Annotated in this window: 17 protein-coding genes and 1 tRNA gene; 10 read left to right on the top strand and 8 right to left on the bottom strand. The window is 38.7% G+C overall.

Translation table 11 applies throughout. From position 1 onward, the window contains the following. Nucleotides 1-10 precede the first annotated feature (10 nt). On the bottom strand, nucleotides 11-2,419 hold the full coding sequence (locus FKZ43_RS00710; protein WP_140943952.1) for a 3-hydroxyacyl-CoA dehydrogenase/enoyl-CoA hydratase family protein: 2,409 nt from the start codon (nucleotides 2,417-2,419) through the stop codon (nucleotides 11-13). 20 nt (nucleotides 2,420-2,439) lie between these two features. Then, entirely contained in the window at nucleotides 2,440-4,224 is a 1,785-nt protein-coding gene (locus tag FKZ43_RS00715) for an AMP-dependent synthetase/ligase (RefSeq protein ID WP_181180193.1), read from the bottom strand. Between the two features lie 134 nt (nucleotides 4,225-4,358). Here FKZ43_RS00715 and gltX point away from each other — a divergent pair, with 134 nt between their 5' ends. Genes gltX through lptB form a run of 5 tightly spaced genes read left to right on the top strand, consistent with a single transcriptional unit; the run spans nucleotide 4,359 to nucleotide 10,044 of the window. Next, on the top strand, nucleotides 4,359-5,798 hold the full coding sequence (gene gltX, locus FKZ43_RS00720; RefSeq protein ID WP_140943954.1) for a glutamate--tRNA ligase: 1,440 nt from the start codon (nucleotides 4,359-4,361) through the stop codon (nucleotides 5,796-5,798). Further along, complete coding sequence (locus FKZ43_RS00725) at nucleotides 5,795-6,937, top strand: heparan-alpha-glucosaminide N-acetyltransferase domain-containing protein (RefSeq protein WP_140943955.1); 1,143 nt, start codon at nucleotides 5,795-5,797, stop codon at nucleotides 6,935-6,937. Before gltX ends, FKZ43_RS00725 begins: the two co-directional genes overlap by 4 nt. A 13-nt stretch (nucleotides 6,938-6,950) precedes the next feature. Beyond that, nucleotides 6,951-7,973, top strand: coding sequence for a zinc-binding dehydrogenase (locus tag FKZ43_RS00730; RefSeq protein ID WP_140943956.1), 1,023 nt, complete (start codon nucleotides 6,951-6,953; stop codon nucleotides 7,971-7,973). Between the two features lie 21 nt (nucleotides 7,974-7,994). Further along, the gene (locus FKZ43_RS00735) at nucleotides 7,995-9,287 is read left to right on the top strand and encodes an OstA-like protein (protein ID WP_140943957.1); all 1,293 of its coding nucleotides are present in this window, start codon (nucleotides 7,995-7,997) and stop codon (nucleotides 9,285-9,287) included. Continuing rightward, nucleotides 9,256-10,044 (top strand): LPS export ABC transporter ATP-binding protein, encoded by a 789-nt coding sequence (lptB, locus tag FKZ43_RS00740; protein WP_140943958.1) that lies wholly within the window; start codon nucleotides 9,256-9,258, stop codon nucleotides 10,042-10,044. Before FKZ43_RS00735 ends, lptB begins: the two co-directional genes overlap by 32 nt. On the opposite strand, the gene mnmA is transcribed toward lptB, so the two are convergent. The 4 genes from mnmA to rfbB are packed head-to-tail and all read right to left on the bottom strand — an operon-like array spanning nucleotide 10,041 to nucleotide 14,851. Further along, the gene (gene mnmA, locus FKZ43_RS00745; RefSeq protein ID WP_235894652.1) at nucleotides 10,041-11,150 is read right to left on the bottom strand and encodes a tRNA 2-thiouridine(34) synthase MnmA; all 1,110 of its coding nucleotides are present in this window, start codon (nucleotides 11,148-11,150) and stop codon (nucleotides 10,041-10,043) included. The two genes, lptB and mnmA, sit on opposite strands and share 4 nt — an antisense overlap. A gap of 51 nt (nucleotides 11,151-11,201) precedes the next feature. Further along, nucleotides 11,202-12,128, bottom strand: a complete 927-nt coding sequence (locus FKZ43_RS00750; RefSeq protein WP_140943959.1) for a DMT family transporter — start codon at nucleotides 12,126-12,128, stop codon at nucleotides 11,202-11,204. A gap of 15 nt (nucleotides 12,129-12,143) precedes the next feature. Next, a complete protein-coding gene (locus FKZ43_RS00755) occupies nucleotides 12,144-13,814 on the bottom strand; it encodes an SLBB domain-containing protein (protein WP_140943960.1) in 1,671 nt (556 codons plus the stop codon). Between the two features lie 14 nt (nucleotides 13,815-13,828). Further along, nucleotides 13,829-14,851 (bottom strand): dTDP-glucose 4,6-dehydratase, encoded by a 1,023-nt coding sequence (gene rfbB / locus FKZ43_RS00760; protein ID WP_140943961.1) that lies wholly within the window; start codon nucleotides 14,849-14,851, stop codon nucleotides 13,829-13,831. Between the two features lie 135 nt (nucleotides 14,852-14,986). Between rfbB and FKZ43_RS00765 the strand changes: the two genes are divergently transcribed. Next, nucleotides 14,987-18,352, top strand: a complete 3,366-nt coding sequence (locus FKZ43_RS00765; protein WP_140943962.1) for a DUF8818 domain-containing protein — start codon at nucleotides 14,987-14,989, stop codon at nucleotides 18,350-18,352. Between the two features lie 260 nt (nucleotides 18,353-18,612). On the opposite strand, the gene nhaA is transcribed toward FKZ43_RS00765, so the two are convergent. Together nhaA and FKZ43_RS00775 are read right to left on the bottom strand one after the other, a co-directional pair. Beyond that, nucleotides 18,613-19,761, bottom strand: coding sequence for a Na+/H+ antiporter NhaA (gene nhaA / locus FKZ43_RS00770; protein WP_140943963.1), 1,149 nt, complete (start codon nucleotides 19,759-19,761; stop codon nucleotides 18,613-18,615). Nucleotides 19,762-19,806: 45 nt separating this feature from the next. Further along, nucleotides 19,807-19,880, bottom strand: a tRNA-Pro gene (locus FKZ43_RS00775). Between the two features lie 114 nt (nucleotides 19,881-19,994). Between FKZ43_RS00775 and FKZ43_RS00780 the strand changes: the two genes are divergently transcribed. The 4 genes from FKZ43_RS00780 to FKZ43_RS00795 are packed head-to-tail and all read left to right on the top strand — an operon-like array spanning nucleotide 19,995 to nucleotide 22,862. Then, nucleotides 19,995-20,411, top strand: coding sequence for an ArsR/SmtB family transcription factor (locus tag FKZ43_RS00780; protein WP_140943964.1), 417 nt, complete (start codon nucleotides 19,995-19,997; stop codon nucleotides 20,409-20,411). 12 nt (nucleotides 20,412-20,423) lie between these two features. Continuing rightward, complete coding sequence (locus FKZ43_RS00785; protein WP_140943965.1) at nucleotides 20,424-21,023, top strand: cation transporter; 600 nt, start codon at nucleotides 20,424-20,426, stop codon at nucleotides 21,021-21,023. Next, nucleotides 21,020-22,426, top strand: a complete 1,407-nt coding sequence (merA, locus tag FKZ43_RS00790) for a mercury(II) reductase (RefSeq protein WP_140943966.1) — start codon at nucleotides 21,020-21,022, stop codon at nucleotides 22,424-22,426. The genes FKZ43_RS00785 and merA overlap by 4 nt, the downstream gene beginning before the upstream one ends. 19 nt (nucleotides 22,427-22,445) lie before the next feature. Further along, on the top strand, nucleotides 22,446-22,862 hold the full coding sequence (locus tag FKZ43_RS00795) for an Ig-like domain-containing protein (protein ID WP_140943967.1): 417 nt from the start codon (nucleotides 22,446-22,448) through the stop codon (nucleotides 22,860-22,862). The last annotated feature ends 43 nt before the right edge of the window (nucleotides 22,863-22,905 follow it).

Genomic DNA, 22,905 nt, shown 5'->3' on the forward strand with positions numbered 1-22,905 from the left:
ATTTTTTGGTTTAATTTCTTAATGGCTTACCATATTTTAAGATATATTGCATTCTTTCCTGCGTTTTCTTTTCGCCACACAAGCTCAAAAACGCTTCACGCTCAAGGTCAAGTATATATTGCTCGCTTACAACCTGTGGGGATGTCAAATCACCGCCTGACATTACATAGGCGAGTTTCCTCCCGATGTGAGCTTCATATTCAGTTATATAGTTTGCTTCCCTCATCAAATAGATAGCTACGAGGAAATTTGCATAAAGTTGTTTCCCAAGCGCAATTATCTCCGGCGGTAGAGGTGGTTTATATCCCTCTTCAACCATTGCAAGAGCAATCTTTTTAGCATCATGGATGAGGAAATCTTTGTTCATTGAGATTGAATCGTATTCTCTTAGGTAGCCAAGTTTTTTAGCTTCAAGTGCGCTCGTTGATACTTTCGCATAAGCAATTGTTTCAAACGCCTCTCTTATGAATGGGGTTAAATCAATATCAACAGATTTTGGCGCTTTTTGAATAGCTCTCAAAAGCATTTCTTTCGTCCCACCGCCTGCGGGAATTACACCAGCTCCTATTTCAACTAAACCGATATAACTTTCAGCATAAGCGCGAACCCTTGGTGCATGCAAGACAATTTCACAACCTCCTCCAAGCGTCATCCCATGTGGGGCAACGACAACCGGTTTAGAAGCGTATTTTATCCGCATGTTCATCTGCTGAAACATCCTAACAGCTCTGTCAATTTCATCCCACTCACCCTCTTGTGCAAGCATAAGTATCAACATAAGATTTGCACCAGCTGAAAAGTGTTGTCCTTGATTTCCAATAACAAGCGCCTCATAATTTTTCTCCAACTCCTCTATCGCATAATTTGCCATCACAAGTATATCCTCACCTATTGCATTCGCCTTCGTATGGAATTCAAAACAGATAACACCGTCTCCAATATCAACTAAACTTGCACCGGCATTTTGTTTAATAACCTTTCGCTTGTCTTCCTTCAAAAGCGCAAGGTTTATAAATTCTGGTCTCGTCCTTAACTTTGAATAATCTTTTTTAGCGACATCGTAAAAGAAAATTTCGCCATCGCTTTTTTGATAAAATGATTTCTTACCCGAATTGACCATATCCTTCACCCAATCAGCAACTTTAAACCCCTCTGACTCAATTTTCTCAATTGACCTTTCAACGCCTATTAAATCCCAAAGCTCAAAAGGACCAACCTCCCAATTGAAACCCCATTTCATAGCATTGTCTATATCAACGATCGTATCGCTTATCTCAGGAATTCTATTTGAAGCATAAGCAAGGACAGCGCTTGTTGTGTTCCAGAAAAATTTCCCCGCTTTATCTTTTGACTCCATCAAAATTTTTATCTTATCCCTTAAATCGTCAACGGTTTTAGCCATTTCAAGCGATCCGATCTTCACCTTTTGCCTTGGTCTGTATTCCATTGTTGAAAAATCAAGTGTGAGAATTTCACTTTCACCATCAGCTTTTTTTACACGCTTATAAAACCCCTGTCCCGATTTTTCACCAAGCCACTTGTTCTCTATCATCTTTTGAACGACATCGGGCACTTTGAAATACTCCCTCATCTCGTCATCTGGAACAGCATTATAAAGATTATTTGCAACATGAACAAGAGTATCAAGCCCAACAATATCAAGCGTCCTAAAAGTTGCGCTTTTCGGTTTCCCCGTCACAGGTCCGGTGAGTTCATCAACTTCCTCAATAGTGAAGTTATTTTGAAGCATATAATGTAAAACATACATCACAGCCAAAACGCCAATCCTGTTTGCGATGAAGTTTGGCGTGTCCTTGCAATAGACTATCCCTTTGCCAAGAACTTTTTCGCCAAATTCAGCTATTGTTTCAATAACCTCCGGAAGAGTTTCATTTGTCGGAATTATCTCAAGAAGTTTCATATACCTTGGCGGATTAAAAAAATGTGTGCCAAGAAAATGTTTCCTAAAGTCATCGCTAAAACCCTCAGCTATCTCACTAATTCGTATCCCAGAAGTGTTTGAACTTACTATAGTCCCGGGTCTTCGCACCATTTCAACCTTCTTGAAAAGCTCACGCTTTATGTCAAGCCGTTCAACAACCGCTTCAATCACCCAATCAACATCCTTAATCCAGTCAAGGTTGTCTTCAAAATTTCCTATCGTGATAAGTTTTTCAAGCTCAGGAATGAAAAAAGCGTTCGGTTTAATTTTTTTCGCTCTTTCAAGCCCTTCTCTTGCAATCCTATTTCTGACCTCGGGACTTTGGAGCGTCAAGCCATTTCTTTTTTCTTCTTCGGTTAATTCTTGTGGGACAATGTCAAGCAAATAAGACGGGATTCCAGCATTTGCAAGGTGCGCTGCTATTTGAGCACCCATGACACCTGCACCAAGAACAGCAACTTTTTTGATAGGTCGCATTTTTAACCCCGATTTGTTTTTTATGTTTCTTTGTAAAATGACTCTATTAAGTCAGCATATCTTTTCTCTACATTCCTTCGCTTTACTTTCAATGTCGGCGTAAGATAATCAGCTTCAATTGTCAAGACATCCGGGACAACAGCGAACTTCTTTATCGTTTCCCATTGCGAGAGATGTTTATTCACATCATCAATTATGCTTTGATATAACTGTTGAACCTTTGGGTGGTTGACAAGCTCTTCGTTGCTGGAAAATTCAATTCCGTTTTCCATTGCGAATTGTTTAAGTGCTTCAAAATTTGGGAAAATCAACGCAGATGCAAACTTTCTCCCCTCCCCTATTACAACGGCTTTATCAACATAAACGCTAGCAGAAAGGAGATTTTCAATAACCTGTGGGGCGACGAACTTCCCACCGCTTGTCTTTATAAGGTCTTTCTTCCTGTCAGTTATGAAAAGGAAACCATCTTTATCAATGTAGCCAATATCACCTGTCTTAAACCAGGTCCCTTCAAAAGCTTCAAGTGTTGCCCTTTCATTTTTGTAATATCCCTTCATGACATTTGGACCATCAACAAGTATTTCCCCTTCAGCTGAAATTTTAACGCACACACCAGGTATTACCGGACCAACCGACCCGATCCTGTTCCTTTCAAGCCGATTGACAGAAATGACCGGAGATGTCTCGGTCAAACCATAACCTTGAAGCACGGGAATTCCAGCAGCAGTGAAAATCCTCGCCAGATCGGGTCTAAGCGCAGCACCACCTGAAACAATGAACCTAAACCTTCCACCAAATCTTGCACGAAGCTTTTTGTAAACAAGAATATCAGCAATTTTATGCTTTATCCTGTAAGAAAGCGGAAACCTTTTCTCCGGGTCATACTGCCTTGCTATACCCATCGCCCAATTAAAAATTTTTCGCTTTAAGGGTGACATGGTTTGAACTTGAGCGAGCATCCTCTCCTCGGCTTTCTCAAGAAATCTCGGAACAGTTGTCATAACGGTTGGTTTGACCTCAATTAAGTTTTCCGCAAGCTTTTCAATTGACTCCGCATACCAAATTTGAATTCCAATGTAAAGGTAAAGGTAAATTATCATCCTCTCAAAAACATGAGAAAGCGGAAGATAACTTAGAGCGACTTCATCCGGGGCATTCCAAGTGAAAAGCGATGCACAAGTTACTGCATTTGAAACAAGATTAGAATGTGTAAGCATAACACCTTTCGGCTCTCCAGTCGTCCCAGAAGTGTAAATTATGGTGGCAACATCGTCTGGCTTTATCCTTGACTTTAACTCATCATAAAGAGATGGATTTTCAGAATTCAACTTGGCTCCAATTGCTTCAAGTTGTTCAAGGGTCATAACACCAGATGCAGGCGCTTCCTTTTCAAATACTATAACCTTATCCGCAAGTCCAACCTTTTCAAGCACAGGCAAAACCCTTTCATAAAGCTGTTTAGTTGAGATGAAAATTAACTTTGACTCTGAATTCGTCAAAATAAATTCAACTTGTGGGAGTGATTGGGTTGTATAGATTGGGACATCAATTGCACCAAGTGACAAAATTCCAAGGTCTGTCATCGTCCATTCAGGTCTACTCTCGGAAAGCAGTGCAACCTTATCCCCATAGCCGATTCCAAGCGAGTGAATCCCAAGGGCGATGTTTCGCACCCTCTTTGCAACTTCTTCCGCAGGGATTGACCTCCAAACCCCATCGCTTGACTTGTAGTTTAAGAGTTTGGGATTGCGGTAGGTTTTTACCCCGAATTCAAAGAGCTCAATTAAGTTTTTAATTTCGTTCATGGCAATCATCCCCGAATAAATTTTACTTTCACCTAATTTTAGAAAAATTACCTTAAAAAGTCAAATTTAACCAAATTTTGCTTTTCAAACTTTGTTTCAATAAATTTAACTCCAAAACAAAATCAATTTGTGTTGTGTCTGTAAGAACAAGATTTGCGCCAAGTCCGACAGGATTTTTGCATGTTGGCGGTTTGAGGACGGCACTTTACAATTACCTTTTCGCAAAAAAGCACAATGGTCAATTTATCCTACGCATTGAAGACACCGACCAAACGAGAATCGTCCCTGGTGCTGTTGAAAATCTCATTGAAACCCTCAAATGGGCTGGAATTGAATTTGATGAGGGTCCTATAAAAGGTGGTCCTTTCGGACCTTACATTCAATCGCAACGACTTGAACTCTACCATAAGCATGCTCTTGAACTCGTTGAAAAGGGATATGCTTACTATTGTTTCTGTTCCCCAGAACGGCTTGAAAAAATGCGCCAGGAACAAATCAGATTAAAACAACCTCCGAGATACGATGGGACATGCAGAAGATTAACGCCTGATGAAGTAAAGAAAAAGCTTGACGAGGGCATCCCAAAAACAATTAGAATGAAAATCCCTGAATGGGGCGAGCTGAAATTTAACGATTTAATTCGCGGTGATGTGACGATTAATTTCAAAGTTCTTGACGATCAAATACTTTTAAAGTCGGATGGTTTCCCAACATATCATCTCGCTGTTGTAGTTGACGACCACTATATGAAAATCTCCCATGTGATAAGAGGGGAGGAGTGGCTTCCAAGCACGCCAAAACACATATTACTATATGATTATTTTCAGTGGGAGAAACCTTACTTTGCACACCTGCCTTTGCTTCTCAACCCAGATAGGACAAAACTAAGCAAAAGACAGGGAGATGTAGCGGTTGAGGATTACAGGGCAAAAGGTTATCTCCCTGAAGCAGTTGTCAACTTTATTGCTCTTCTGGGTTGGAACCCCGGAGATGAAAGGGAATTCTTCACGATTGATGAGTTAATAAAGGAGTTCTCACTTGAAAGGGTTAATAAGTCCGGGGCCGTCTTTGATATAAAAAAACTCAACTGGATGAACGCACATTATATAAAGAACTCCGACCTTGACAGGATAACTCAACTTGCAATCCCCTTCCTAAAGGAAAAGGGCTACGATGTTTCAAACTTCCAAAAAGTCAAAATAATCGTTGAAGCTGTTAGAACACATCTTGAATATCTCGCACAAATAGTTGAACATGTTGATATTTTTTACGCTGATGACATTGAGATTGAAAATGGCGAGGCAAAGGAAATTTTGAAACTTGATACGACCAAACTCGTATTTGAAAAATTCATCCAAAAACTCCAAAATCTTGATTCCGAAATTGACAGAGAAAAATTCAAAGTTATAGCGAAAGAGGTACAAAACGAAACAGGTATAAAGGGGAAAAATCTATTTATGCCCATAAGAATTGCGCTCACAGGCAAAACACACGGACCGGAACTTCCGCTTCTTGTTGAATATTTCGGTAAGGAGAAATTAAAACAAAAGTTGGAGAAATTTCTCAAGACATGAACGGACGCTTGAGGTTCATTGATGTTTACAGGGGTCTTGCGATACTTTTAATGCTTCACGGTCACACAGCAGATGCGGTTTTATCCCCTACGGAAAAAATGTCCTTAGCATTTCAAATTTACACTGTCTTTCGTGGCTTCACTGCACCGATGTTCCTGTTCATTTCTGGCTTCGCTTTTTCAATTACGACATTAAAACGCGCCGATGAATATTTTAAATTCAGCAAAAAATTCATCAAACGTTTGAGGAAGTTTTTATTTATAACCTTACTCGGCTACTTTTTGCATTTGCCATACCTTTCTCTGAAAAAAATTCTGAACGAATCAGATTTCCAAACATTAGCTCAATTATTTTCATCAGATGTCTTGCAAGTGATAGGTCTTACGCTTCTTTTCCTTCAAATCACTTTGTTTCTTATCAAGGACGAGGCTAAATTCGCAAACTTAATGTTATACTTGGGCGCCTTAATTTTTGCTACATCTCAAATATTCTTCACGATTGACTTCTCAAAATTTTTACCTCTTCCGATATCCCAGTATTTAAACACCTTCAATGGCTCAAAATTTCCATTTTTCCCATGGTCCGGATTTGTGATGTTTGGTAGTTATCTCGGCTACATATACATAAAAGCAAGTAAAAATGGAACGACTGAAAAATTCTTCAAAGAAATATCCATCGCATCTTTCGCTCTCTTCCCAATCGCAACAGCATTGCAAATAATTTACGAGGCAATATTAAAGCCAGACACAAACTTAATTTATTCAAGCCCGTTTCTTGCGATTTCAAGATTAGCGTTTGTGGTGATTCTGTTTTGTGCGATATGGGAGATTGACAGCAAAATAAATTTAAAAATTTACCCCATACAGTTGCTTGGAATGGAATCATTATTTGCCTATGTTTTTCACCTGATGGTGGTCTATGGAAGCCCTGTTAATCCGTTTCACTCATTTTACGCGCTGCTTGGAAATTCGCTTGAATATCCATTTGCGTTTTCCTTGTTCGTAGCACTTGCAAGCACAACATTTGCGCTTTCCTACCTTCTAAATTTTTTAAAATCAAAAAAGCCAAGAGCTGTAAACCTGTTAAAGTTTGTCATTGTCAATTTGTTCCTGCTAATTTTCATTACAAGTCCATATTAAAATGGAGGTTAAGATGCGAGCTGTTGCTATTACCGAATTCGGCGGTAGGGAAAAATTAAAACTTATGGAACTTCCCGAGCCAAAACCCAAAGCAGGAGAAGTTTTAATTCAACTTAAAGCTGCGAGTTTAAATCATCTTGATATATGGGTTAGAAACGGGCTTTACAAAATCCCATTTCCACACATACTTGGAGCTGATGGCGCGGGAGTTATAGTTGAAGTTGGGGATGGTGTGACAAATTTAAAAATTGGGGAAAAAGTTTTAATCTCACCTGGGATTGGATGTGGTGTTTGTCAAGAGTGCGTCTCTGGAAGGGAAAATTTTTGCAAACTCTACCACATCCTTGGCGTTCAAAAAGATGGAACTTATGCTGAATATGTAGTTTTACCCGCTCAGAATGTCCTACCTATCCCAGCAAATCTTGATTTTGAATCTGCTGCGTCAATACCGCTTGTTTTCCTGACCGCTTGGCACGCCCTTGTAACTCGCGGAGGGATAAAACCCGGGATGAAAGTTTTAATACACGCAGCTGGAAGTGGCGTTGGAGTAGCAGCAATACAAATAGCCAAACTTTTCAACGCATTCGTCTTCACAACCGCTGGAAGCGATGAAAAACTTGAAAAAGCAAAATCACTTGGTGCAGATGTCTTGATAAATTACAAAAAAGAGGACTTCCAAGAAAGATTGAAAATTGAAACACAAGGAGAAGGTATTGACCTTATACTTGACCATGTCGGTTTTGACACCGTTATGAAGGGGCTTAAATCTCTCAAAAAAGGCGGAAAACTTATAACCTTGGGTGCAACAAGTGGAAGTGAAGTTCCAATTGAACTGAGGTTCGTCTATGGGAAAAATCTTTCAATTGAGGGGATATATATGGGAAGCAAAGGGGAATTAATGGAAGTTTTAAAATTTTTCACAGATGGAAAACTTAAACCCGTAATCCACGCTGTTTTACCACTTGAAGAAGCAAAAGAGGCGCATAGAATTCTTGAAGAAAGAGAGGTTTTTGGAAAAGTCGTATTAAGAATTTGAAATTAATATCTTTTTCAATCTGTGCAAATCCGCTTTCTGAAATATATCCTCATAGCACTTTCATTGCTAATCACATCTCAAACAAACTCCCAACAACAAACAAAATTAATCCAACTCATACACGCCGACAGCTTGATTGGCAGGAAATACGATTCAAAGGTTGTTCGCGAGCTTATCGGTAATGTTCAACTCAAGCACGAAAATATATATTTTTGGTGTGATAGAGCAATCCAATATGTTGACGAAAATAGAATTGAAGCTTATGGAAATTTGAAGGTTCGCCAGGACACGCTTTTTCTTGAAGCGGATCAAGGTGTTTATCTAGGTGACAAAAAAATTGCCATTTGCGATGGCAATGTAAAATTAACCGATGGAAGAACAACCCTTGAAGCAGACCATGGAAGCTACGACACACAAAAAAAACTTGCTACATTTAAAACAAATGTGAAACTTGTTGATTCAACGACGGTCATAACCGCAGAACAGCTTTTCTATTATAGAACCGAAAAAAAATCCATTGCTGTTGGGAATGTTGTGATTAAAAACCTTGAGAATAACATCACAATTTACGGTGACTATTTTGAAAATTATGATAGCACAAAATATAGCGTCATCAGAAATAGCCCAAAGCTTGTTCAAATTGACACCACCTCGGATGGAAAAATTGACACCTTGATAGTGATCGGGAAATTTATGGAAGCTTTTAGAGATACAAATGTCAGTATGTTTTCGGCGACGGATAGCGTAGTAATTGTAAGGGGAAATCTATCGGCTATCTGTGGCGATGTTTTTTATTACGACAAAAAAGAAATCATAATCCTGTGGCGAAAACCTGTAATATGGTATGGGGATAGTCAAGTTTCCGGTGACTCGGTGGTTGTAAAACTTAAAGAAAGAAAAATTGATGAAGTTTATGTCTATGGGTCAGCATTCATAATTGAACCAGCGGACACATCTTATCCGGAGCGCTTCAATCAGTTGAAAGGCAAATCCATGGTGATAAGGTTCAAGGACAACAAAATTGATGAAGTTCATGTTGTAAAAAATGCGATAAGTTTGTATTATATCTTTGAAACAAACGATAAAGGAGATAAAAAGGCAAACGGCGCAAACTATGTCAGTGGAGATAGCGTGTGGATAAAATTTAAAGACGGAAAGATAAACAGGATAAAAATCGCCGGTGGGATTGAGGGAATTTATTATCCAGAGGAAATGGTAGAAGGAAAAGAGACAAGTTTTAACCTTGAGGGCTTCAATTATATAAAAAGAAAACCAAGCAAAAATGATAAATTTGAAATCGTTTGGGTCAAATAAAAGTAACGAGGTCGGTAATAAAGGCATAAGCGTTTTGCGTGCGGAGTCGCTTTATAAAAGATATAAGAAAAGATATGTCGTCAAAAATGTAAGCATAGAAGTCAAACAAGGTGAAGTCGTTGGACTTCTCGGACCAAACGGAGCCGGAAAAACCACGACATTTTATATGATTGTCGGGATGATAAAACCAAACGCCGGGAAAGTTTTCATTGATGAAATTGAAATAACCAAGATGCCAATGTATAAAAGAGCGAGATTAGGAATAAGCTACCTACCACAGGAGGCGAGTATATTCAGGAAACTAACCGTTGAAGAAAATATAATGGCTGTTTTACAGGTTATGGATTTGACCCCTGAACAAAGAAGGGAAAAACTTGAGAAATTACTTGAGGATTTTGGAATCGCTCATATAAGAAAGAGCAAGGGTTATATGTTAAGTGGCGGTGAGAGAAGGCGAACTGAAATTGCAAGAGCTCTTGCAACCGACCCGAAGTTCATTTTGCTTGATGAGCCGTTCGCTGGAATTGATCCGATCGCCGTTGAGGATCTAATGAACATAGTCGCTAATTTAAAAAACAGAAATATAGGCGTCTTGATAACCGATCATAATGTTCACGAGACGCTTTCAATAACTGACAGAGCGTATCTTTTATTTGAGGGGCAAATTTTAAAGGAGGGAACTGCTGAATTTCTCGCAAATGACCCCGAGGCGAGAAAACTATACCTCGGGGAAAAATTTAAACTTGACCGTTATTAAATATCAATCGCCCTCTCAATTATACCTCCGCCCACAACGACATCACCATCATAAAACACGACTGACTGACCTGGGGTAATTGCTCTTTTCGGTGAGTCAAACTTTACAATAATCTTTCCATCATCATAGTTTTCAAGCGTTGCGGGACTTCCCTCATCCAAATATCTTATTTTGGCGACAACTCTCATCCCATCCTCAACCTTATCAACAGAAATTAAATTAACATTTCCAGCAATCAAAGCATTGTGATAAAGTTTATCCTCGGTTCCAACCTCAATTATATTCGTCTCCGGGTAAATTCCAAGGACATAAACTGGATAACCAAGTGCCAAGCCAAGACCTTTTCTCTGCCCGATTGTATAGAACGGATAACCCTTGTGCTTTCCGACAACTTTACCATCCATAACTATATCACCACCGCTTACCCTTTCAGCAAGTCCATTGACATTTTTCAAGAGAAAACTAACATAATCATTATCTGGAACAAAGCAAATCTCAAAGCTCTCCGGCTTATTGGCTATTTTCAATCCATATTTACTTGCAAGTTCACGAACCTCCTGCTTTGTAAGCTCGCCTAGTGGAAAAATAGTTTTGCTTAAACTTTCCTGCGTCAATCCCCAAAGAGCATATGATTGATCTTTTGACTTATCAACACCACGCATCAAGATATACCTTCCTTTTCCTTCGTCAAAGCTCAATCGTGCGTAATGACCCGTCGCTATAAAATCAGCTCCAAGCAGGGTTGCTTTTCTTATCAATGCCTCCCACTTTATCTTTCGGTTGCACATAACACACGGATTCGGAGTTCTGCCGTCAAGATAATCACTGATGAAATAATTTATCACCTCACGCTTGAATTCCTTGGTAAGATCAATTACATAATGCGGGAATCCAAGCTTCGTTGCAACCATCCTCGCATCGTTAATCCCCTCAAGCGAACAACAGCTGTGCTCGTTTTGAACTCCTATTTCTTCGTAATTATATGTCTTTATCGTTATCCCTATAAGATTATATCCCATCTCTTTTAAAATCAAAGCAGCAACAGAAGAATCAACACCGCCACTCATAGCTACACATATTGTTGCATCCTTTGGAATCGTTCTCATCTATTTTAATTTTTTTATTTTCAATTCACCGGCTTGCCTTTAAAATAAAACTCATTTTTTGCTCAAAAAATTTCTCAAACTTTCTCTATTTTTAAAAGCCAAATCGGAAAGCTCTGACACCAAAAGCCCGGACATCATAAGAAAGGAACCAAGAAGTGCAAAGGGAGAAAATTTTTCATTTAAGAAAATCCTCGCTATGAAGGCAGCAAAGACGGGTTCCATAGTAAATATAACTGACGCTCTTGTCGGCGTTGTATATTTTTGATATTCAGTTTGAATATGGGTTGCAAGTATAGTTGCGAAAATTGATGTGTATGCTATGGCGAGGAAAAAGCCAAGGTTCAAATTTAATTTAACATCTTCAAAAAATGGGGAAACAAGAAAAGAAAAAACAGAAGTGAAAGCCAACTGAATGAAAACAAGCTTTCCCGTCCGATGGCGTTTTGAATAAATGTCAATGAAAACGACATATAAAGCGAACATAATTGCGCAAAAAAGCGTCAAAAAATCACCGATTGTGAAATTACCGCCGAGGGAGTAAATAAAATTTTCAATTGACCCTTCACCCGATGTTAGAAAGAGAAGACCAAGCATCACGAGAAATATACCGATCAGATTTCCAACCTTTGGCGGTTTCTTCTCTATTAGAAGCTGAGCGATTGGTGTAAAGATAACAAGCATCCCCGTTATGAAACCAGACTTTGAAGCGGTTGTATATTTTAAGCCGACCGTTTGAAGTGCAAAGCCAGCAAAGAGAAAAAAGGCAACTATCAGACCATCACGCCACACTAAATAGTCAAAATCTTTAAGATTAACCCGAAAGAAGACGACATATAAAATTGTTGAGACGCCAAATCTAACACTAAGGAAAAGCAAAGGTGAAACATCATTAAGAGCGATCTTAACTATGCTAAATGTTCCACCCCAAATGAGCGTTATGAATAATAAGAGAAGTTCAGCTTTATATTGCATTCTCATCTATTTAAAGCGTGTTCATTTCGTTTTTAACTGATTTGAGATCAAGATTATCGTTGCCACCGTTGAAGCAACCGCACCGACGGTCAAGATGATATCTTTTGCAAGATTCCAGTAATAAATCGGCTCCCTTATAATTTTCTTGGGAACGAAAATATAATCACCAGGCTCAATCTCAACATCTTCAGCGTCGCTCCATGTATAAGTTTTTCTCTTGATAACTTTCACATCGCCTTTACGTGCAAATTGCGAAAAACCCCCCGCCCTTGAAATGTAATATCTGTAATCTCTCCCCTTCTCATATGAAACAAACCCCGGATTGTTAACCTGACCGAAGACATAGACGAAGTTATATCTTGGCGGGACATAAATCAGATTCCCATCCTGTAGCTCATAATCCTCAAGCCCAGAGATGACCCTTTCAGCATCAATTGATTTAAATTTGAGTGACTTTAAAACATCAACTTCATAAGAAAAATAAAGCGAATCAGAACTTGGAAAGACAAAATTCTTCAACAACAGCAGCGGAAGGAGGGTATCAATTCGCACGGCGATCGGATTGTTAACCCCACCGCTGATCACCAACACATTCGCAACATCAGCATACTCTGTCAATTGCGCCTCTTTTAAAATTTGACTTAACATAGTTCCATTTCTTGATATTGGATATGTCCCCGGACGTTTAACTTCACCAGTAATTGTCACTTTATAATCCTGTTTCAAAGTTCTCTTTTCCGGGACGAAAATTCTATCGTTTCTCTCAAGCGATATATCTTCAACCGAACCGTTCAAAATGTCTTTAAAATTAACATAAATTTTCTCTTTGATTTTGCCTTGCTCATCAAGCCGTGAAATCTCAATTCTTTCAATGTCAGCACTCTCAAGTGTCCCGCCAGCAATCTCAATTATATCTCTCAATTTATCACCTTCAACGAACTCATAACTCCCAGGTTTATTCACCGCCCCGTAAATTGAAACGAACGAATTCGGGTCTCGCCTTTGAAGAATCAACCAGTCCCCTTCAAGAAGATACGGGTTATATTTATCATCCCCTGTGGCAAAATATTTCCTCAAATCAACATTTAAAATAGCCCCATTTCTTCGCAATTGAATCTTCCTGAAATTGACACTATCAGCCATCAATATTCTTCGCTCTATCCTAAAGGTATCAATAGGTTGAAAAGCAAGCGCTAACGCATTTGAAACCCTGTCAATTGACCGAACTTTATATTTCTCATATCTTGGGGCATAGCCAGTTATGGTTATATAAAATGTTCTCGGTGCAACAAGCGTCACACTTATCTCACCGGAAATATATTTAGCCCTTATCTTCTGCATCATCTCCTTCTTAGCATCTGAAAGCGTTCGTCCTGCAACCTTGACTTCGCCAACCGTCGGAATTATCACAGTTCCTTCAACAGTGACCTGAACGAGAAAGTTAAGCGGGGGCGAAGTCCATATGTTAACGCTTAAAATATCCCCAGGACCTACAATATAGCTTTCCGGGTCAATCGGTCTCTCAAGAGTCAAAACATTTGGATCAAAGATCGGAAATTGTAAATTCTGTGCCTGTTTGAAAACATCTCCAAACTTCACAAATCCCTTTTCTTCGCCCATTTTAGTTTCAACTTGACATAAAAGCCCTGTATTAAAAAAGATGACCATAATTATTAAGAAAAATCGTCGCATCGCTCAAATTCATTTTAATTTTTCAATCTCTCACCATACCAGAGTTGATAATAATTTTGATACTCACCGCTTATGACCTTTTTCCACCAGTCCTCGTTTTGGATATACCAATTTATCGTTTCAGTTATTGCCTCCTCAAAGCTAAAAATCGGCTCCCAACCAAGTTCTCTTTTTATCTTCGTCCAATCCATCGCATATCTCCTATCATGCCCGGGTCTGTCCTTAACAAATTTTATCAATGACTCTGGCTTGTTAAGTTTCTTAAGTATCAACTTAACTATGTCAATGTTTCGCCATTCGTTACTTGCCCCAATGTTATAAATTTCCCCTGGTTTACCCCTTTGAATTACAAAGTCAATAGCTCTACAATGGTCAAGGACATAAATCCAATCACGGACATTCTCACCATCACCATAAACAGGTAATGGTTTGTCGTTCAGCGCATTTATTATCATAAGCGGTATAAGCTTCTCGGGAAATTGATACGGTCCGAAATTATTTGAACACCTTGTTATTATAATCGGAACGCCGAATGTCTTAAAATATGCCCTACATAAAAGGTCAGCACTCGCTTTGCTTGCTGCATAGGGTGAATTCGGAGAAAGAGGCATATCCTCAGTAAATTTGCCCGTTGGGCCAAGCGAACCATAAACCTCATCGGTTGAAATTTGAATGAATTTTTCAATCTCATATTTTTTCGCCACCTCAAGCAAAACTTGGGTTCCAATGACATTTGTCCGCATGAAAACCTCCGAACCAAGTATGCTTCTGTCAACATGGGACTCAGCAGCAAAGTTTACAACCACATCAACATTAAACTTTCTAACCACATATTCAACAAGCTCTTGGTTACATATATCCCCTTTTACGAAATGATAATTCGGGTTGTCCTCAACATCCCTCAAGTTTTCAAGATTTCCTGCGTAGGTGAGTTTATCAAGATTTACAACCGTCAAATCGGGATAGTTTTGTAAGATATAGCGGACGAAATTACTCCCGATGAAACCTGCACCACCGGTTACAAGGATACTTTGCATTAAAAAAATTCCCTTTTTAATTTTCAATTTGAGGCGACAAATTTCAAATTAATCTATGAAAATGCCACTAAAAAAACAATTATGAGACGACTTATCCTCGCTTTAATTCTCCTCAACACCTTGTGCGTGGCGCAGGTGAAGGAAATCAGAATAAAAATTTCAAAAGATGACACACTTATAAACCTTCCGCATAGGTTCATCATCCCCGAAAGTGAAATTTTAAAAATTGACTCAATTTTAATTCTCCCAGGAATTCACTACACAATTGACTATGGAAGCGGGAAGATAATTCTTAACAAAAGCCTCTTGCATAAGTTTGAATCGGAAGTTGAAGTGTATGTCTATTATAAAGCAATACCGATTGAGGATAAATTTTTTAAATACAGAAAAATAACTTCATCGGACTCAAATCCGTCAGAAGGTGAAACCCATTTAATTGAGGCAAAAAATGATGCGTCAACTCCCTACCTCGGCAATATCAGAAAAAACGGGAGCATCGTCAGGGGATTTACGCTCGGGAGTAATCGCGACCTTACACTTCAATCTGGTTTTAACCTTCAACTTTCGGGAAACTTAACAAAGGATGTTGAAGTTGTCGCATCGTTAACCGATGAAAACATCCCGATCCAGCCAGAGGGGAACACCCAAACGCTTCAGGAGATAGACAAAATTTTTATACAAGTGAAATCAAAAAATTTATTTGCGACATTTGGCGATTATGATATTGGATACCAATTAAGCGATGATAAAAATTTATACTTCAAGGATGCACCCGAATTCGCCTTTGTCAGAAGAAGATTGCAGGGTGGAAAATTTCAAGGTGAGCTTGAACAAGGATTTTTAAAGACAAGGAACACATTCACCATCGCTTCATCCCGAGGTAAATTCGCAACGAATTATTTTAACGGAGTTGATGGCTTACAAGGTCCATATAAACTGACGGGTCAAAACGGCGAGAGAGATATAATCGTCATAGCTGGAACTGAAAAAGTTTATGTTGACGGCGAAATTATGACCCGTGGAGAAAGCAACGATTATGTGATTGATTACTCAACTGCTGAGATAACATTTACGCCAAACCGACTCATCACCTCAGCGTCAAGGATAACAGTTGACTTCCAATACACTGATAGAAAATATGCACGAAATTTTTTCGGCTTCGTCTCTGACAATCTACTTTTTGATGAAAAATTTAATTTATCGGTGTCATATTTTTACGATGCTGATAATAAAAACGCCCCAATTGATATTGCCTTGACACAATCTGATATTGAGATATTGCGATCAAGCGGAGACAACCCATTTAAAGCAATAAAAAGTGGCGTTAACTTTGTTGGATTTGACTCATCAAAAGGGATCGGCAGGGGTCAATATGTCAAAAAGGATACGCTTATTGATTCAACAAGAGTTGAAATCTTTGTCTATTCACCAGGGGATAAAGAAGCGCTTTACTCAGTGAGCTTTTCTTATGTTGGACCTGGCAAGGGTGATTACATACGCAAAGGGATAGGAAAATACGAGTTCGTCGGGAAAAATAAAGGTGAATATCTACCAATTGTTTTCATACCTGCCCCCCAATCTTCACAACTTTTTGATCTAAAAGCGAAATACAAAACAGAAAAATTTGAATTCTTGCTTGAAACGGGGATTAGCAATTTTGATAAAAACCAGTTTTCAAATCTTGATGACGGAGATAATCGCGGGTTGGCGCTGAAGTATGGTCTGGCTTATTCAAGTGGGGAGATATCGGATAAGGGCTTGAGAAAAATTAATTTCAACTTGTTCCAAAGGCAAAGAAATAAAAATTTCGCCGGGATAGACAGATACAACGCTGTTGAATTCAACCGAAAATGGAACTTGATGAACGAAAGCGAAAACCTCAACGAGTCAATAATTGAATCATCTTTACAAATTGAACTCTTTAAAAAAAGCTCGCTTGTCGGGAGCTTCGGCGTTCTGAAAAACGAAGACAAATTCAAAACCAACAGAACCACATTTGAAGTTAAAATTGAAGAAGATAAACTTCCTGAGTTTAAAAATGTCGCTGAGATTTTAACTTCAAAATCAAGCGATTTAAACTCTAAATGGCTAAGGGATAAAGGTGGTGCAAGGTACAAGGTTGGTTTTCTCTCGCCATTTGTCAATTATGAAGCGGAGTTGAAAACCGTAACAAGGGGTGATTCTTTAAGCCAGGAAAGTTTTAGATTCGCAAGGTTAATCCCTGGCGTTTCATTTCATTTCAAGAAATTAACATTTGAATTTTCATATGAAACAAGGTTTGATGATGCTGTAAGAGGTGGAAGCTTCTCAAGGTCAAGTGTAACGAGAAATCAAAACTATAAATTGAAATTTGAAAGCGATAAGTTTAGTTTGAACACCGATTTGACATTCAATAAAAAATTCTTTACGGATGGCGACACAAAAAGGGAAATCAACAATGCTATAGCAAGATTACAAGGCAGGGCAGAGATTTTTAACAGAACCATAAGGTCTAGTTTTATCTACCGAGCGATGACGAGAATGGTGACAAGACTTGAACCTATTTTTATAAAAGTTCAACCCGGAACTGGAAACTACAGGTATCTTGGCGATCTCAATCGTAACGGGATTCAAGACCCGAATGAATTTGAATTGACGAAATTTGACGGTGACTACATCATGTTCACAGTCCCAGGAAGCGAATTCATACCGACAGCAAATGTTGAGGCAAGTTTAAATGTTAGATTCAACCCGGGAAGGCTAATCAAGATTCTATCGTTTTTTTCAAGCGATACATATCTTCAGGTCTCTGAAAGCAGCACCGAACCATGGCAAAAAATTTACCTTTTGAATCTGAGATACTTTCAACAGGAAAACAAAACGATAAACGGCACTATGACAATCAGACAAGATATTTTTCTTTTTGAAAACAACAGAAAGTTTAACTTGAGATATAGATTTTTAAAGACGGGCTCGCTGTATTCTTATAACATTGCAATTAGGAAGACATCAAACATTGAGAACACAATACGAGTAAGATGGTATCCCGATGAAGAGCTTGGATTTCAATGGGAGGTTCTAAGCAAAGCGAAGAAATCAATTGGCGGATTTAAATTGGGAGATTCCTTTGAGATACAAAGCAGGGGATTGAACTTTGATATCTTTTATAAACCGTTTACCTTCATTGAGTTAAGTTGTGGGATAGGAGTGACAAGGAACAAGAATTTAATGAACGATAGAAGGGCTGATTTAAATCGTCAAAGTGTTAAGTTCGGTTGGCTTTTTATCAGCAGAGGTAGAATTGATATTGAGGTTGAAAGACACGAAGCCATCACAAGCGGCGCTGGAGATATTGCTTATGAGCTCGTTGAAGGAAACTATCAAGGGAAAAATTTGATGATCCGGTTAACAGGGTCTTACAATGTTGGGGATTATATTCAACTTAACGGAAGCTATAACGCCCGCCTAACACCAAACTCAACTGTTCATATCGCACAAGTTGAGATAAGGGTTTATTTTTAAATTAAGATTTCCCCACAAATCCCCTTCCCCTAGAGTGTCGTTAATTTTTCACCCACACCTTTCAAATTCCGGTTTGCTTGATAATAATGTTCGTGCAATAGCCATAGGTGGAGAAAGCAATAAATAGACGGGGACTTAGCCGTGAGATTAGGAGGTTTTTAATAAGGGGCTTGAAGTGGAAAGCAGGCGAATTTATTGATGTAGAAAAGACGGTGCTGGCGAAATAAAAAAATAATTCTTTACCCCTTTCAAGTTTCAATTTATTTTCTTAGCGTTATACGAAGCCATGAAAGACCAAGCGTCCCGGCTACAAGTGAGGAAATTAAAATTGCAATTTTAGATTGTGTGATTATCTCCGGTTCATCAAATGCAAGTAACGCAATAAAAATTGACATTGTAAAACCGATACCTCCCAAAAGCCCGATACCAATTATATGCTTCCATTTCAAGTCCCGCGGCAATACACAAAGTCCAAGAGAAACGGCTATGAAACTAAAAAAATAAATCCCAAAGGGTTTCCCAACCACAAGTCCAGCAAAAATACCGAGGCTGTTCGTATTCGTTAAACCCGCATACCAATCACTTTCAATAATGATAGAGGTATTAGCCAATGCGAATAAAGGCAGAATAAAAAACGCAACGGGTTTATGAAGCCAATGTTGCAGAATGTATGAAGGCGATTTTTCTTCACTACCAGCAAACGGGATGGCAAATGCTAACAAAACCCCTGCGATCGTTGCATGAACGCCTGAGTGAAGCATAAAATACCACATCGCAACCCCACCGATTAAGTAAGGGATCAAATTATGCACTTTCAATCGGTTTAATATCAGCAATATCCCAAAAATACCAAGAGCCAAAAACAGATATGTATAGGCTAATGAATGCGTATAAAAAATCGCAATAATAATAATCGCTGCGAGGTCGTCAATAACAGCTAATGCTGTCAACAAAACTTTGAGCGACTCGGGAACACGATTGCCCAAAAGCGAAAGCACACCCAATGCGAAAGCTATGTCCGTTGCCATCGGAATTCCAAATCCAGATTGAGTGTCCGTCCCAAAATTTAAAAGCAAAAATATCCCCGCAGGAACAAGTAACCCACCAAGTGCTGCAAAGAATGGGAGTGATGCGTTTTTAATATTTGAAAGTTTGCCAACATAGATTTCTCTTTCTAACTCCAGCCCAATTAACAGAAAGAAAACGGCCATCAATCCATCATTTATCCAATGCGTAAAACTGTGACCCCCGATTTGAAAATTCCAAATTTTTAAATAACTATATTGAAAGGGTGAGTTTGCAAGTAAAAGTGAGATAACTGTGCAACAAACGAGTAAAATCCCACCGGATTTCTCACTTTTAAAAAACTCATCAAAAAGTGCAGAAAGTGTATTCTGCCTTGTTTTCATCACTTAATTTTTATCTGTGAATTAAGGTTGATGCAAGTTAAAAAGTCGGGGCGCCCGGACTCGAACCGGGGACCTCTTGGTCCCGAACCAAGCGCGCTAACCATCTGCGCTACGCCCCGAGCTTTTGACAAAATTTAATAAAATCTCACAAATTTTCAAAAGGTTGGAACTTATGTTTGCTCGTAATTTGTTATTATATTTGAACAATTATTCAAATAAAAAAATTTAAAGCCATGAGGAAAGCAAAGATCAACGGAAAAACTTGCATAGGTACAACCCAAAGCCAACCAGAAACAATCTTGCTAAAAAGGCGGATTAAACAATCAACGGATGAAATCAAAAATTTATCGCTTTTATTTAAAACAGTTGGAACTGAAACCGCGTTGAAAATTTTATATTTACTCTCAATTGAACGAGAACTCTGTGTTTGTGATATGGCAGAGATACTTGAGATGAATGTCTCAGCGATATCTCATCAGTTGAAGCGTCTGAGTCTATTTCGACTTGTTTCATCGGAAAGAAGAGGAAGAACGATTTTTTACTCCCTGCGAAAAAATCAATTCAACGAGTATCTTAAAGACCTATTCGCTGTAATTGATGAAGTTTACGAAAAAGCGAATAACCTTTCAATCTTTACAACAAATAAATGATGGAAGGGAAAAATGAAAGATAAAATTTCATTTGTCCTTGTCGCTATTTCTTCTGCACTCATTGGGTCAATCTGTTGTATCGGTCCGATTGTTTCAGCCCTTATTGGAATAGGAGCTGGTGCATCCTTTGCAAAATTCTCATCCTTGAGGATACCGTCTATGATAATAGCTATAATCGCCCTTGCATTTGGATTTTATGTGGTTTACTTCAAAAAGCATAGGGTTCTATGTGAAGATGGCGAATGCAAGGTCAAAACCCCAGGCAAATTATCAAAAATATCCCTTTGGATTGCAACGATATTAATCACCTTCCTTCTCATTTTCCCAAACATAATAAATACGAGTTCAACAAATGCAAAATTATCATCCGAAACCGGGTTGTCAAGCGTTGTAATTGAAGTTCAAGACATGGATTGCGAAGCGTGTTTTATCCCGATAAAGAACTCACTTGAGGAGAAAGATGGCATCGCCTGGTTCTCGCCCGATTTTTCAAAGCAGGAGATTGAGGTGAAATTTGACCAAAAAAAGATAAAAGTTTCGGACATAACTTATCTGATAAATGAATCTGGCTTTAAAGTTAAAAATGTAAAACAAAAACGAGATAAGAAGTGAAAAAATACGATTTGGTAATTATCGGTGGAGGAGCAGCCGGATTCGCAGCTGCTACGAAGGCAAACGACATCGGTGCAAGGGCTTTAATCGTGAACTCGGATCTCCCCATCGGTGGCACATGCGTAAATGTCGGCTGTATCCCAAGTAAAGTTTTACTTGAGATGGCGTATGATTTCAGCTATGGAAAAAATTCAAGGTTTGAATCATTGGATTATAAACTGAATGGGTGGGTTGACTTTAAAAGGGTCATAGAGGAAAAGGATAAAATTGTTGCCAAGATAAGGCAAAGAAATTACATTGATGTGGTCTCATCTTTTAAAACGGTTGATTATGTTGAAGGTAAAGGTTACATCAGATCCCCAAATGAGATTTCCATAAACGGTGAAATTTACTGGGCTGATAAAATTATAATTGCAACTGGTTCATCGCCGAGGGTTTTACCATTAAAAGGTATAGAAAAAGTAAATTACTTGACGAACAGAACAGCACTTTCGCTTGAAAATCTTCCCAAATCAATAATCGTCATTGGGGCTGGACCTCTCGGACTTGAATTTGCGCAGATGTTCGCAATGTTTGGGAGTAAGGTATTTGTGATTGAAAAAGAACCGAGGATTTTACCACTTGAGGAACCCGAAATTTCCCTCGCTCTCAAGCATTTGCTTGAGAGATGGGATATAGAATTTTTCACGGGGGCTGAAATAAAAGAGGTATTTCAAGATGGGAAAATGAAAATTTTAAAATTAAAGATGGGAGAGGATGAATTTGTCCTCAAAGCGGATGAAATTTTGCTCGCAACTGGTGTAACTCCCAATACCTCAAATCTTGGGCTTGAAAATGCCGGTGTTGAAGTTGATGGACGTGGTTTCATTAAAGTTGATGACACATTAAGAACAAGTTCAAAGAACATATGGGCAGCTGGGGATTGTATCGGTAAGATGTTTCTTGAGACGGTCGCAGCAAAAGAGGGTAACATCGCAGCTACAAATGCGCTTGAAGGAAAAAACTTAAAGATTGATTACGAATCCATACCCCACGCCGTTTTTACATTTCCACAAGTTGCAAGCGTTGGCTTAACTGAAAAAGAGCTAATGCGAAGGTTAAATATATGCGCTTGTAGAACCGTGAATTTCTCCTCTGTCCCAAAAGCTATTGCCGTTAAAAGAGATGAGGGCTTGATAAAAATGGTCATAAACCCAAGAGATGCGACGGTAGTCGGTGTTCATATCGTCTCCCACGACGCAGCTGAAATAATAAACTCAGCTGGTATAGCGGTTAAATTTAAATTAACAATCTACGACATAATTGACACGACTTTTGTGTTCCCGACATTTTCGGAAGCGTTAAAAATAGCATCGCTTGCCTTCACAAGAGATATTAGTGTGATGAGCTGTTGCATAGTTTAAAACAAAAGGAGATGAAAAGATGAAAATATATCTTTCTTGTCCAACAAATTTTGAAGAAAAATTATCGCAAAAGAGACCATTAATCCATCAAGCTGTCCATATGGTTTTTATACTTTCTATTCTTTTCGTCTCTTGCAAGAGCGAAGCTATAACCCCATCTTTAAATAATCCACCAGTTATAGAAAAAATAGAAGTTAAACCATCTACAATCAGGGTTTACCAGACGGCAACCATCACGGCATATGCATCAGATCCAGATGGTGATGATCTGACATTTGAATGGGAGGCTACGCTCGGCTACATTTACGGCAGTGGTGGAACTGTAAAGTATTCCGCTTCCTTGTGTTGCGCTGGAACAAATACAATAAAACTTACAGTTAAAGATGGTCGCGGTGGTTCAGCAACTGGAACAGCGATGATTACAGTTCTGCCGTAGCGCTTTATTTAAAATTAAAGGAGGTAAGAAAAATGAGATGGAG

The organism is Candidatus Thermokryptus mobilis, from assembly GCF_900070205.1.
Taxonomy (GTDB): Bacteria; Bacteroidota; Ignavibacteria; order Kryptoniales; family Kryptoniaceae; genus Kryptonium; species Kryptonium mobile.

Bases quoted from the DNA above. Each gene is read 5' to 3' on its own strand.
- FKZ43_RS00710 (WP_140943952.1), bottom strand. From the start codon at position 2,419: ATGCGACCTATCAAAAAAGTTGCTGTTCTTGGTGCAGGTGTCATGGGT.
- FKZ43_RS00715 (WP_181180193.1), bottom strand. From the start codon at position 4,224: ATGAACGAAATTAAAAACTTAATTGAGCTCTTTGAATTCGGGGTAAAA.
- FKZ43_RS00725 (WP_140943955.1), top strand. From the start codon at position 5,795: ATGAACGGACGCTTGAGGTTCATTGATGTTTACAGGGGTCTTGCGATA.
- FKZ43_RS00730 (WP_140943956.1), top strand. From the start codon at position 6,951: ATGCGAGCTGTTGCTATTACCGAATTCGGCGGTAGGGAAAAATTAAAA.
- lptB (WP_140943958.1), top strand. From the start codon at position 9,256: ATGATAAATTTGAAATCGTTTGGGTCAAATAAAAGTAACGAGGTCGGT.
- mnmA (WP_235894652.1), bottom strand. From the start codon at position 11,150: ATGAGAACGATTCCAAAGGATGCAACAATATGTGTAGCTATGAGTGGC.
- FKZ43_RS00750 (WP_140943959.1), bottom strand. From the start codon at position 12,128: ATGAGAATGCAATATAAAGCTGAACTTCTCTTATTATTCATAACGCTC.
- FKZ43_RS00755 (WP_140943960.1), bottom strand. From the start codon at position 13,814: ATGCGACGATTTTTCTTAATAATTATGGTCATCTTTTTTAATACAGGG.
- rfbB (WP_140943961.1), bottom strand. From the start codon at position 14,851: ATGCAAAGTATCCTTGTAACCGGTGGTGCAGGTTTCATCGGGAGTAAT.
- nhaA (WP_140943963.1), bottom strand. From the start codon at position 19,761: ATGAAAACAAGGCAGAATACACTTTCTGCACTTTTTGATGAGTTTTTT.
- FKZ43_RS00780 (WP_140943964.1), top strand. From the start codon at position 19,995: ATGAGGAAAGCAAAGATCAACGGAAAAACTTGCATAGGTACAACCCAA.
- FKZ43_RS00785 (WP_140943965.1), top strand. From the start codon at position 20,424: ATGAAAGATAAAATTTCATTTGTCCTTGTCGCTATTTCTTCTGCACTC.
- FKZ43_RS00795 (WP_140943967.1), top strand. From the start codon at position 22,446: ATGAAAATATATCTTTCTTGTCCAACAAATTTTGAAGAAAAATTATCG.